Annotated in this window: 14 protein-coding genes; all 14 read right to left on the bottom strand. The window is 43.7% G+C overall.

Annotation, left to right across the window (positions count from 1 at the left end):
• Positions 1 to 62 precede the first annotated feature (62 nt).
• Positions 63 to 683: a hypothetical protein gene (locus AC2UZJ_RS08440; protein WP_486949703.1), complete on the bottom strand. Its 621-nt coding sequence runs from the start codon at positions 681 to 683 to the stop codon at positions 63 to 65.
• Entirely contained in the window at positions 680 to 2,020 is a 1,341-nt protein-coding gene (locus AC2UZJ_RS08435; RefSeq protein WP_486949702.1) for a hypothetical protein, read from the bottom strand. The genes AC2UZJ_RS08440 and AC2UZJ_RS08435 overlap by 4 nt, the downstream gene beginning before the upstream one ends.
• Positions 2,021 to 2,032: 12 nt before the next feature.
• Complete coding sequence (locus tag AC2UZJ_RS08430; RefSeq protein ID WP_486949701.1) at positions 2,033 to 2,323, bottom strand: hypothetical protein; 291 nt, start codon at positions 2,321 to 2,323, stop codon at positions 2,033 to 2,035.
• Between the two features lie 177 nt (positions 2,324 to 2,500).
• Positions 2,501 to 3,034 (bottom strand): inorganic diphosphatase, encoded by a 534-nt coding sequence (gene ppa, locus AC2UZJ_RS08425; protein WP_486949700.1) that lies wholly within the window; start codon positions 3,032 to 3,034, stop codon positions 2,501 to 2,503.
• Positions 3,035 to 3,084: 50 nt separating this feature from the next.
• Positions 3,085 to 4,434, bottom strand: a complete 1,350-nt coding sequence (locus tag AC2UZJ_RS08420; protein WP_486949699.1) for a heme biosynthesis HemY N-terminal domain-containing protein — start codon at positions 4,432 to 4,434, stop codon at positions 3,085 to 3,087.
• A gap of 3 nt (positions 4,435 to 4,437) precedes the next feature.
• The gene (locus AC2UZJ_RS08415) at positions 4,438 to 5,739 is read right to left on the bottom strand and encodes a uroporphyrinogen-III C-methyltransferase (RefSeq protein ID WP_486949698.1); all 1,302 of its coding nucleotides are present in this window, start codon (positions 5,737 to 5,739) and stop codon (positions 4,438 to 4,440) included.
• 17 nt (positions 5,740 to 5,756) lie between these two features.
• Positions 5,757 to 6,560, bottom strand: coding sequence for a uroporphyrinogen-III synthase (locus tag AC2UZJ_RS08410; RefSeq protein WP_486949697.1), 804 nt, complete (start codon positions 6,558 to 6,560; stop codon positions 5,757 to 5,759).
• Positions 6,561 to 6,563: 3 nt separating this feature from the next.
• Positions 6,564 to 7,505: a hydroxymethylbilane synthase gene (gene hemC / locus AC2UZJ_RS08405; RefSeq protein WP_486949696.1), complete on the bottom strand. Its 942-nt coding sequence runs from the start codon at positions 7,503 to 7,505 to the stop codon at positions 6,564 to 6,566.
• 238 nt (positions 7,506 to 7,743) lie between these two features.
• Positions 7,744 to 8,226, bottom strand: a complete 483-nt coding sequence (locus AC2UZJ_RS08400; protein ID WP_486949695.1) for a universal stress protein — start codon at positions 8,224 to 8,226, stop codon at positions 7,744 to 7,746.
• A gap of 33 nt (positions 8,227 to 8,259) precedes the next feature.
• A complete protein-coding gene (locus AC2UZJ_RS08395) occupies positions 8,260 to 9,477 on the bottom strand; it encodes an AMP-binding protein (RefSeq protein WP_486949694.1) in 1,218 nt (405 codons plus the stop codon).
• 31 nt (positions 9,478 to 9,508) lie between these two features.
• The gene (locus tag AC2UZJ_RS08390) at positions 9,509 to 10,297 is read right to left on the bottom strand and encodes a tripartite tricarboxylate transporter substrate binding protein (RefSeq protein ID WP_486949787.1); all 789 of its coding nucleotides are present in this window, start codon (positions 10,295 to 10,297) and stop codon (positions 9,509 to 9,511) included.
• A 17-nt stretch (positions 10,298 to 10,314) separates the two neighbouring features.
• A complete protein-coding gene (locus AC2UZJ_RS08385) occupies positions 10,315 to 10,524 on the bottom strand; it encodes a hypothetical protein (RefSeq protein ID WP_486949693.1) in 210 nt (69 codons plus the stop codon).
• A 60-nt stretch (positions 10,525 to 10,584) separates the two neighbouring features.
• Positions 10,585 to 11,037, bottom strand: coding sequence for a tripartite tricarboxylate transporter TctB family protein (locus AC2UZJ_RS08380; protein ID WP_486949692.1), 453 nt, complete (start codon positions 11,035 to 11,037; stop codon positions 10,585 to 10,587).
• On the bottom strand, positions 11,034 to 12,575 hold the full coding sequence (locus AC2UZJ_RS08375; protein WP_486949691.1) for a tripartite tricarboxylate transporter permease: 1,542 nt from the start codon (positions 12,573 to 12,575) through the stop codon (positions 11,034 to 11,036). The genes AC2UZJ_RS08380 and AC2UZJ_RS08375 overlap by 4 nt, the downstream gene beginning before the upstream one ends.
• Positions 12,576 to 12,783: the final 208 nt, after the last annotated feature.

Below are 12,783 nucleotides of genomic sequence, written 5' to 3'. Positions count from 1 at the left end.
AAACATACATTAAAAAAAATCCAAAAAAATCTTTTACACCGTTTAATTTCATGGCTATCCCCTTAGTTGCCGTGAAAATGATGGGCTGGCACTGATTCCTGCCAAGGGCGTAGCCAATCTGTACTGGGTGTTTTACGCCCCCAAGCCGCATCTACTGGACTTACTACTGGCTGCAGTGTTTTGATGGCTCTTATTGAGTTTCTTTGAGCATATTTCCATAAAGAAGTACTCGCCTCCAAACGCTTCACTATTTGCTCATCAGAATTGGCATGGGCAGCCCCCACCCATATGCTAGTTTGACTTTGTAACTGCATGCCTTCACCTTGTGCCGTACTTTTAAATCGCCACCGCTGCGCAGCGCCTAATAGTCCTTCTTGCTGTGCTAAATCTAAAAAATGGTGTGGTGCTGGCATCACGCCTAAGGCCTGTTGCTCCGTGTACTCTTGATGAGCAATAGGGCTATAAAGCCCCGCCAAATAAGCTATGGTTAACTCTCCCTGCTTTTGCTCTAACTCGTAGCTATGACTATACTTAAACGCTTGTAAAGCCGCATGGTGCTGAGTTTGCAACTTAACTTGCTGCCAACGCTGTAACCACAACAACCCCCAAAACAGCATTAAAATAGCCACTATACTCACTAGCATTTCTACAATTGCCTGACCTCGCTGCGATATTTGTGTCATAGCCCTGCTCCTACTAACTCTTGAAAACGCTGCTGCCATGCCGGCTGCTGTAACCTCGCCTGCCAAAAGGCATGAAAAAGATTGTTTTGCTCTAGTTGCTGATCACTGCGTATCGTAGGCCGTATAAAATAACTTTCCGCCGCACTTTCACTTAATAACCATTGCTCTCTAGGTCCTTTTAGTCTTAAGCGGGTTTCAAAACGCACGGTAGTATTAGGTGTTAGGGTGTCTAAGTACTGGCTTAACCCTTTGCCCTGCCATTGCACTTGATCTTTTTTTGCCCACGAAGTAGCTAAAGGATTACTACTACCAGTAAAAATATTCCAATTGGTTTTTTCTTGCACCCAGCGCCAGAAATCTTGTTGTGAAAAATCCGCAGGAGCTTCATCGCTATAACTACCCGCTGGCAGTTGCTTAGATTGGCTGGGAATCCACGCCCAACCCATGGGGTATTCTCTGAAATAACAACCTATCCACCGATTAGAGCGCAAGGCATGAAAAGATTGGGTGTCTTGAGCTTGCCACTGCCCTCGCTCATCTAATTGCGTTTGCCCTCTACGCCGGAGCTCATGGCGTTTATGCGGACAGCGTGGATCAACCACCCAAACATTGCGGGCGGTATGATTACGATTAGCTAAAAAGTCGTAATGCTCTACTAAATGCATTAACCAAGGGCGTAAGGATTGGGCTTCCTGCCAACTTACATGTTCTAACCAGTTATCGTTATTAATTTGTAACTGTGTCTCTTTGCTGTGAGGGTTAAAATCGTATTCGGGATAATTATCTTGTAATACCTGCCGAATCACATTTTCACGCCATTGAGGTAACTGACTATAAATGGCATGACTAGCGGGCTGTAGTATGGCAGCACTAAAAGCATCGTGCTGCCTAAACGCCTTACCTAAACTGCCACTAGCTAAGGCATGTACCTGAGACCCTGTAGCCAAAGTTGCCGCTCTATAGGCCGCTCCATGCTGTGGCCCAAACATCATAGTAATCAAACTGGCGGGCGGATTACCCATTCCTACACGCGTGGCCTCAGTATCAGCAAAATGCGCCCAAGAAGCCATAGTAATCACATGTGCCATGGCCACTTGATGGCCAGTATAAGCACGATTTAAATACGCAGCATAGTTTAAAGCCTGTGCTTGCATCAGAGCGCCACTATAAGTGGCTGCATCTAAAGCATGACGCTGTCGAACCACAGCCGTATTAATCAGGCCCACGTAAAAAAAACGTACCAGCACTAAGCTAAGTAAGAGGGCAAACACCAACCCCAAGGCCAATACCTGTCCTCGTTGTGTTTGCTGGGCGCTAAGCCGTAGATTTCTCATCATTAGCGCTCGTTTTTACTGGCCACCGGCTTGTGCTGCATTACCCGTGAAGCTTTGCAAACTCTTCGCGTCTGTTTGTACCGTACTTAGACTAGCCGCATCTTGGGCTTTCTGTGATTCAGCCGTACCATCTTCACCCGCTAATTCTTTAGCCATGGCGGCGGTTTGTGATCGGACCACTTGCCCAAAAAGCTGAAAAACAGCAATAGCGGCAATAGCCACTAGGGCCACAATAATGACATACTCCACCATGCCTTGGCCCCGCTGTTTCTTATTGCGTATTTTTTTACTATTTGTGTTTTGCATTGTTATACCCTAAGTCTTAAAAAGGAATGAGGACTTAAAACTCAGTATGCAAAACTTTAATTACTCTTCCTATTCGTAAAAATCACAACAGACTAAATGCTCCTACTCGTAACACAAACACAAAAAAGACGCCGAAGCGTCTTTTTTCATAAGTATAGGAAATGAGGCACTGGCTAATTACTGCTCAGCCTTATAACGTTCTATGCTGCTACGAATTTCCTCTTTAGCGGCTGCTGCATCAGCCCAGCCTTCCACTTTGACCCATTTACCTTTTTCTAAATCTTTATAGCGCTCAAAGAAATGCACAAGACGGTCTAATTCTTCTTGTGGTAGATCATTTGGGTTATTTAAATGGCGATATGGAGGATAAAGCTTAGTCACCGGCACCGCCAATACTTTTGGATCACCACCGGCTTCGTCTTCCATGTTAAGCACACCAATCGCTCTACACTTAACTACAGCCCCCACTTGAATAGGAAAAGGCGATAACACTAATACATCAGCCGGATCACCATCTGCAGAAATCGTTTGCGGCACATAGCCATAGTTACAGGGATAATGCATAGCTGCTAACATAAAACGATCCACCATAATAAGGCCGGTGCTTTCATCAACCTCATATTTAACCGGATCGGAATTCATAGGAATTTCAACCACTACATTAAATTCTTCTGGCGCATTTTCACCATAGCCAAGTTTCGTTAAGCTCATTACTACCCCTTATATGAAAATTAAAATTAAAAATAAAAGTTAAATAAATATTAAACAGATTTCTCAAAAACTGTACTATCTACTGCACTCGCAGCCATGGGAAGTGCCTCATCTTTTAACTCAGGCTCTTCAAGTAAATGACCATCCACCAGCGTAGGATCATTATCCAAATCTGCAGCAGGTAGTAAACGCGTGGGCGGCATAATAGGCAAAGCTCCTAAGGCTAAAGAGGCAATACGCCAATGATGTGTCGCCTCCTCTTGACGACCTAGCACGTCATACAGCTGACCGAGTAAAGCATGTATACGTAGATCATTACGGATTTTCATGCTGCGTTTTAAATAGTGCTCCGCCTGCCCCCATAGCTGCCCGGTAATACACAGCCGCCCTAAGGTGGCTAATAGTGCGGGATCTTGAGGATGCTTTTGCAACCATTCTTCTGCTTTGCTTAAGCGTCGGCTGTAATCACCCTCTGGACAACTTGCGTAAGCACTAAGCAATTCAGGTACAAAATGCTGTTGCAAAGCCGACTCTAGGATTTTAGCGATCTCATCGTATTTTTCTTGCTGCCCTAAAAACTGGGCGGCGGCCAACGCCACTAACACACTATTTTTTTCCTCGGTACGCAAATCACTCCAAATGGTTTTAAACTGCTCTGGACTGGTTGCGGCTGTTATACGTTTAGCGGCAGCATACTCAATATAATTTAATGCCTCGGTTTTATCTATAGCGCTACGACGCAATAATAAACGGGTTAACTCATAGACTCGTTCATAATCGTTTTTTTGTTTATATGCTCGTAATAACAAACGCGTCGCTTGAAAGTTTCTGGTGCTCGCATCTTGTACGGGTTGCAGTAAATCAATAGCGGCTTGCGCTTGCCCTTGATCTAAGTGCATATCAGCTGCCGCCGTAGCATAAGCTAATTTTAAACGTCCATCATTACCCGCATTTTTACGTGCTAAATGTAGGGAGTCATCACGACGTTGATACTCTCCTAAATGCTGAGAAGCTTGGGCAGCTGCTAAACCTGCTACCACCTTGGCAGTTTTTGAGCGCGATTTGGCCAACAATTTAGATAACTCTTTCTCAGCTTGAGCATAACGCCCTTCAAGCACACTAATCCAACCATTTTGCAATAAATGTTGATCGCGTTGCTCTGCACGCCTTGAGCGCCAAATCTTAAAACGCTCTGGACTACCTGTGAGCCAAGATAAGAAACGTAACAGCGCATAAAGCACCACAAATAATGCAATTACTCCCAATACTCCAAAAGTAATAGAAAAACTTACATGCCAAGGTGGGGCTACGATGAGTACATTGCCGTTATGCTCACGTAAAACTAAGGCTAATGCCACAGCAGCCACAAAAACAATAAACGTCCAAATCCATGTTCTCATGGTTTACGCCTCCTGCTCAGTAGTAACTGTAGGCTCTACTTTGGGATCAGCTTCTGTGGGCTCTGCTGTTTGGTTGGTAGCTTCCTCTATTTCTTTGTTAGCCTCGGTTTCCATGTCGTCTTTTAACTTATTTTGATCGGCTTGCTTCAAACTTTCTATGGCCGCTAAGCTATTATCTAAAGAAGGCAGTTTCACATCGATATTTGTGTCTGCTAACTTAGTGGCTAAGCTAAGAGCACGTTGCGTTAAGGCTAAAGAGGGATCAAAACGCTGCTCTACTGCCGTAATAATATGGCCTAACTCAGTTTGCCAAACTGCGGTTTGTTTGGTCATCAAAGCCAATTGCGCCATGGTGACACGCAAACTTAGATTGTCTCGAAAACGATCTGCTTGATCTGCTGACATCAATAAAGCAGCACTGTCTTCTATACGTCTTATGCTAACAAATTGCCCTAAATCTTGACTAATAGTTTGCCAACCTTTATGGGTAAGGTCTGTAGCTTGATTTAATGTACGTTGCCACCATGGTGCATTTGGATCTATATCTTCAGATGCCAAATTCTCTGCCTTAGCAGACTCTAGCTCTGATGCTCCCATGCCATTACTGCTAGCTTGAGCACCATTAATGCTGCTATTTCTACTATCAGGCACATATAAAGGCGCTTCATTCAATAATTCTTTGAGACGATTTAACTGCGCGGTAACCGTAGCCACGTCTGCCACTTGCACAGCTCGCAGGCGATCTAAATCGCCATTAATAGTTTGCATCAACGTGGCTAAACTTTGCCTATTAGCATGAGCTAAGCGTGCTTGCGCCGTTTCTAAGGAAACAATGGCATTCGCCAAATTTCCACCAATCATTAATTGCTGTTGCGCTAAGGTAATAAGCTGCTCGATGTCATTTAACATAATGATATCTGAGTCAGAAGCCGACATGGTTTGCACGGCCACTTTAATATCATTGAGTTGCTCTGTGGTGTAGGCCAAGGTATTACTTAAACGTTGAATTTGTTGCGCTTGATTACGCGAAGCACTGAGAGCTTCATTGACTAGGCGCTCATTTTTTTTCGTTTGCTGCACTAGCGCCTGTAACTGAGAATCGTATTGATCACTCAACTGTTTTTGATTTTTTTGTATATACCATAAAGTACCACCCACTAATAAAGCAGCAGCAATAACTGTAAGAAGCAGTGGACCTGTGGCACTTTTGCTTTTATTAGTAGAGTTTGTCTTTGTCTGGACTGGATCAGTTTTTTTTACCGTAGCCTGATCCGCTTGGGGCGTATTATCGTTTTTATCTTTCATAACTCGATTAAAATCCGTTAAGCGTTAGTAGGTAGTGCTACCGATAACAGGGCCTCTAGCATAGCTGGTTGGCTAGGTGCGCATAAGGTAACTTGTGCGGCGATCTGCGTGCTTGAAAAGGCGGTTACGTCTTGTAAGCATTCTGCAATACGAGGATGAATTGCGACAAAATTAATTTGTAACCATGCCTGCAATAAACCTAAGTTGTTAATAGTAGTATATATGGCCTGCGTACTTTCTGAGCTACTTAGTAACATTGTGACATTTTTAGGCTGAGCTAAAGCCTGTCGTAAGTAGGTAATATCATTGGCACTCCATATTGCTGGTAGGCGTTCATAAATACAGCAATGTGTGAGTTTTTTATCTGCAGCTATTAGTTTATTACTCAACCATTCCCGCCCTTGCTGCCCACGCACTAACAATATCTGATCAAACTCAGCCAGTTGCGGCTGTAATAGCTCCCATAAAGCTTCCGAGTCTTGATAGGGATGATCGGCGGGTGGATGGATAAGCTGTACGCGATCAGCTAATCCAGTTTCGTAAAAGGGTTGAGCACTAGCAGCGCCTACTGTAGCAATACGCTGCTTAGCTGTAAACGTTTGTCCTACAGCAGCCAAGGCAGCCAAATAATAGCGTGCCGCCTGTGCACTCACAAACACCAGTAAATCAAAATTGACCGGTAAATAGTGAGTGGGCAACGCGGTGATGGTAGAACTCAAGCTCAATGCAGGTAGCACTAATGTATTTACGCCTTGCTCTTCTAAGGCAGTTGCTAAATCTTCATTTTTACCTTGAGGGCGGGTTAGTACTACCGTTGCCATCGCTTAGTCCTCTTCGGGTACGCTTAATTTAGCTAATATTTCGTCAGCTCCTTGAGCGATTAAATCTAAGCCTACTTGACGGCCAATCTGCTCTGCTTCTGCCACAGAACCGCGTAGTTCAGCTTTATAAACCACCGAAGCATCAGGTTCAGAAACTAAAGCACGTACCCAAATCTGATCACCCTCAACCACTGAATAAGCTGCTAAAGGTACTTGGCAAGATCCTCCTAACACACGTGTTACAGCCCGTTCGGCCTCTGCACGGTATGTGGATTCCTGACAAATTAAGGGGGCTAAGTATCTTTTTAAGTCCTCGCGATCCGCGTGGATTTCAATCCCTAAAGCCCCCTGGCCAGCAGAAGGTAAACTCTCATCCACCGATATAGAGGAACGAATACGCCCTTCTAAACCTAAACGACGTAAACCAACGGTAGCTAATATAATGCCATCGTATTCGCCCGCATCTAGTTTCCCTAAACGTGTATCTAAATTGCCACGTAAAGGTTTAATCTCTAAATGGGGAAAGCGCTCGCGTATTTGTGATTCTCGGCGCAGACTTGAAGTCCCTACTATGGCGCCCTCAGGCATATCTGCTAATGAATCATAATCATTTGAAACAAAGGCATCGCGCGGATCATCGCGTTCCATAATAACCGGCAAAGCAAAAGGCGCTGGCATATCATAGGGCACATCTTTAAGAGAGTGCACCGCGATATCAGCTCTACCATCTAAAATGGCTGTTTCTAGCTCTTTAATGAATAAACCTTTGCCACCGATCTTAGATAAACTACGATCTAAAATACGATCTCCTTTAGTGGTCATACTCAATAGTTCTACTGCACATTGAGGGTAAAGCTCTTTAAGGCGATCACGGACATGCTCTGCCTGCCACAAAGCTAAACGGCTGGCGCGCGTGGCGATAACTATTTTTTCTGGAGTTGACATACTAACCCGCAAAATAACGTGCAATGGCTGCACCAATTAAACCTAAGGCTGCCAAAATAGCTAAACCTTGCAACAAAGAAAGGCCTTCAGCCTTTTTTGTTTCTTTATCTGTTGAGTTCATAACGAATCTCCTTTCCTTTTTTACCAACCAATTTCCATCAGTATAAGACGAAATGAAGATTTATTCCCACTCAATAGTTATTAACACGTTTATTTTTCGGGTTCTCGCTCCCTCCACTCAAATCGGAAACAAAAAGATGGGCCGCTTTGATTTACGAGTCACCTCACGCGCAACCGAGCCAATGGTAACGGCGCTAACTCCTGAATAACGGCGCGAACCCATAATAATACAATCCGCATTAATACGGTTAGCTTCGGCTAAAATAGTAGCTCCTGCTTTTCCTGTCATTACTTTAATGTCTGCAACAGTGGCATGTTTAGTATCTTCTGACTCTAGAGTGGATCGAGTAAACTGCTCAAGGCGCTGCCTAAGCTCCACCATTGCTTCATTCAGTGTTGCATCCCTATAGGTGCCTAATACGGAGGTAGATATATAACGTTCGGCAAGATTTCGTCGCAAATACGCCGGCTCCTCGGTTACGTGCAATAAATGAATAGCCGCCCCGTATTTTTCGGCAATACTGATAGCAAAACGAAACACATCAGGCCCGTGTGGCCCCAAGTCTGTAGCATATAAAATATGTTGGATGTTGTATGACATGAAGCCTACTCCTTGCTTCTCAATGCAGACGTATTAGTCTCGCCCAGTAATGAAGAAAAATCCTGTCTCATCTTGGTAACCTAAGTCTCCCGTACGCAGCCAGCCATCATTCATTAGATATTTCTCAGTGGCTGCCGGATTTTTATAAAACGTCAACATGACATTATCACCTCGAACTAGTAGCTCTCCAATTTCACCACGATGTGCTTCTCGACCATTATTACGTACAACCATCACTTCATTTCTGTACGCTATTCCAGGAGAGCCGTATTTACTTTGAAAAGGAGGGAGGGGATTTGAAAGAATCTGCGCTGCTGTTTTTGTAGACCCCATGGTTTCAATCAACGGAATTCCAAATGTTTGCTCAAATTTTTGATGAGCATCAGTTTGCAATGGACTAGAGGCAGAGCGCCCAAAACGCACCTGTTTATAGTTGGCATTATTTAATACATTGCTTGGTTGCTCTTCATGACGGGCTAATAGATAATCAACAATCGTAGGTACGATGCTAAACCATGTGCATTTGTAGTCGCCTAATAAATCCCAAAAAGCACTATTACTGAAACGGTTAGGCATGACTACGCTACCCCCACTAAGTAACGGAGCCAAGACAGTAACTACCATTGCGTTTATGTAATAAAGAGGTAGCACACATAAAGCACGGTCTTCTGAGGATAAAGAATGGGCTTGAATCGTATTACGAGCCCCTGCTAGTAGATTACGATGAGTTAGTAATACGCCATTAGGAACACCATCTGTATTACTTGTGGTGTAAAGCAGTAAAGCCGGGGTGTCAGGCTCTATAGTAGGTAAAAGAGACGCTGGCTCTAGCTCCGTATCCCATTGCGGCCCCTCTTCTACATTGACTGCAATTACTTGTATGTCTGGGACATCAACACACAATGCACGTGCGCGCTCTAACTGCTGCTCTGAGGCAAATAAAATCTTAGCATCACTGTGTGTAAATACCTCTTTTAGCCTCTGTTCATCTTCAGTAATATCAAGCGGGACAGCCACACGCCCACTGGCCATAATCGCCAACAGTAATGATACAGTCCATTGACCATTCTCCATAAGCAAAGCAACATGGTCTCCTTTTTCTGCATCTATGGCATCAAGCTGTGCGGTTAGCTGCGTCACTCGTTCTTGAAGTTTTGCAAACGAGAGTTTCTCACCACTTTCTGGAAAAATCAAGAATGTTCTATCGTCCCACTTAGACGCTTTATTTCTAATCAATTGTTGAACTGTCATCGGTATTGTCTCCCGTTATAATGTGATTAGGCTATTTTCCTTGCGCCAATTTTTTTGCATCGATTTCCTCAAAAAGCTCCGCAATAAAGGCACTGCGCCGCTGCCACATCTCTTTCATTTCCTCTCGATCCATAACACGCATGGTGGCTCCGCCTTTTTTCATTTGTTCCACAACTTCTTCGTCATTGAACATTTCCACCATTTTTTCAGATAAATAATTAAGACGTTCCTCAGGAACTCCTGAGCGAGTCATCACCCCTCGAAAATTCACACTTTCATCATCAACGTCATAGCCCGACTCAATAAAGGTGGGTACATCAGGTAAAAAATCCTGGTTACGCTCCAGATCTGCTACGCCAATAATGTTTACTCGATCTTGTGTGCGATAGGCGTCTGAAAGATTATTAAATCCAGCCATAACTTGCTTACCTTGCACAAATCGCAGTGCATCCACACCACCTGCTGTGGGAATATATTTCAACTTAATGCCCGCGGCTTTCTCTAGCTGTAAGGCGGCTATGTGATGCCCCACGAATAGGCCTGCGCCAGAGACGGTCACTTTATTTGGGTTTTCTTTAGCATAACTGACTAAGTCTTCAATCGTTTTGAAAGGACTGTCTTTACCTACGATGAGCACCGCCGGGTCCGCTCCCCAGTTAGCAATTGGCTCCAAATTATCCACGTTGTAATAGATGTCATACACTAAGGACTGAGCAATAAAATGAGGTACGTTATAGGCGGCAATATCATGACCATCCTCTTTGCCTTTTTGCACTAAATAATTCCAACCGATCTGGCCCCCCGCACCGGGACGGTTAATAATGGCAATTGGAGCGCCTAAATACTCTTCCCCCTTTGCACTCGCAATACGAGCTTGGAAATCTGTGGCCCCCCCGCTGAATAAGAAACAATCATAGTCACTGGACTACTAGGAAAATCGTCGGCTAAAACTGCGGTTGTACTTAAGGTCAAGGCTGTTAGTACGCCCATACTTAAAATCGTTTTTTTAGACTTTTTAAAAAATCTTAATTGAGTTAGTTTTTTCATGCTTGTCTCCTGTGCCTTTGGAGGCGTTTATTTATATTTATACTTATATTTAGATCAAAATTAGATCAAAATACCATGTGGTATTTGAACGTTTAACAACATGACAAATATTAGATAAAGAACAGCGATAAAAACGAAGGAAATGGCCGCTGATTTCAGATACTGCCGTCGATTTAAGATACCGGGCGTGTAAATGAGGACTATGGTATAAAACGCAATAAATGAAGTTGCAAAGAAACCTAGCCACTCAGCTACCAGTAAAAAGCCTATTAGAATTAGCAAGGTAGGTAGTACCACCCCCCAAGGTATACGTTCTCCATCTGTAGTGATAATGGATTTTTTTGGAATAAACGTTAATGCCACCATAAAAAGTGCTAGGAACACCATGAACCCTGCTACAATTTTAGGAAACAAATACCCGGATCCCGCAGGAGAAAAAGTAAAGTAAGCCAAGCTTAACGTAATAAGCAAAGTAAAAACTACGGTCAGTTGATTTCGGCGAGTGCTCATCATAATGCCACCTCACTGTTTTGAATATCTTGCATCTCGCGCTCCCGCTGTTTGATACGTGCACGCGATTTAAACTCTGCATATGTGCTATATGCAATGGATAAAACACAAATGCTGATCAAGAGCAAATTCATTTTCCCGGTGAAGAAATAATGCAAGCCTCCGTCCATGGCGTCAGCAATCATTAACCCTTGTAAAAGGTTCGTTTCTGCGATGGGTCCCAAAATGATGCCAAGCACAACCGGCCCAGGACCAAAACCAAAACGGGAAGCAAAATACATCATAATGCCTAAGGTCATCATGATAATCACGTCAGAAACACTGTTTTGCACGCTATACGTCCCAAATACCGCTAAGATAACCACAGCGCCTGCCATATAGTGCTTTGGTACTCGAATCACGTATTTGCTAAAACCGGTAATATAAAGCCCAAATATCACCATTAGGAACTGGCTGACCAACATAGCACTCATGAACGTCCATGCTACGGGGGCATGTTCGGTAAATAAATCAGGCCCAGGAAAAAGACCTTGAATTAACAATCCACCCAGTAAAACTGCTGCCGTAGGACTTCCTGGAATTCCTAAAGAAAGCATGGGAATTAACGATGCACCCACCATGGCGCTATTCGCACTTTCAGAAGCAATAATCCCATCCGGCTCACCCTTACCAAAATTATCTGGATTATTACTAAATTTTTTTGTCTGATCATAAGCGATCAAACCTGCAATCTGACCTCCCGCTCCCGGAATAATCCCCACTAAAGTACCAATTAAGCTACCAATACCTAAAGCCCGGATACGGGTTAAATTTAAAATAAGTGAAGCCATAATCGAGCGCTTTTCCATTTTATACTCGCCACCACCCAGCTCTCGTCTAGCGGTTTCTACCATTTGAAACACCTGAGGAATAGCAAATAAACCAATGAGCGCTGGAATAATAGTAACGCCACCTTGAAGATGATCAGAGAACACAAAGCGCTCGGAACCTGATACGGGATTAAAGCCAATCATAGAAATCCAAATACCCACCGCCCCGGCGAGCAGCCCTTTCAATACAGAAGCACTTCCTAAAGAACCTATAACCGTAATACCCAGGATTGCGATCCAAAATAACTCCGATGGTCCGAAACCGAGTGCGAAGTTAATAAGGACAGGGGTTAAGAAAATTAATACTAATACGCCTATAACCCCTCCTACGCCAGAACTGATAAAGGCGTAATGTAGCGCCTCATTAGCACGCCCGCTTTTAGCCATGGGGTGACCGTCAAGCAACGTAGCAATGTTAGCGGGGGCTCCAGGTATATTAATTAAAATGGCGCTAACGGCTCCACCTGCCACGGTGGAAGTGTATAACACGCCTAATAAAACTAAACCTGACACGGGCTCCATCTTGAAAGTAAAGGGAATTAATAAAGCAACCGCCATGGTAGGACTAAGGCCAGGCGTAGCACCTAGAATAAGACCAACCACAGTTCCTACGATTAGTATCGCCAAGTTCCAGCCAATAAAAACTTGGGGTAGATATTCAAATAAATCCACATCTTTCTCCTTATTCCAAGCGTTGTGACTCGACTCTATAAGTGATGTCACTCGTTCTCTGGACTTTGATTGTCTCCGGCCTTACAAATTATTTACTACTAGTAGTCTAAGCTACCTTTATTTACTTACTACTATATGAAAATTTTCTTAAAAAAAGTCCCGTTTTTTAAGAAATACGCGCTTTATCAAAGCGCGTATTTCTTATGAT

The organism is Paenalcaligenes sp. DL 309 (assembly GCF_057475285.1).
This window is presented reverse-complemented; position numbering and strand designations above follow the sequence as displayed.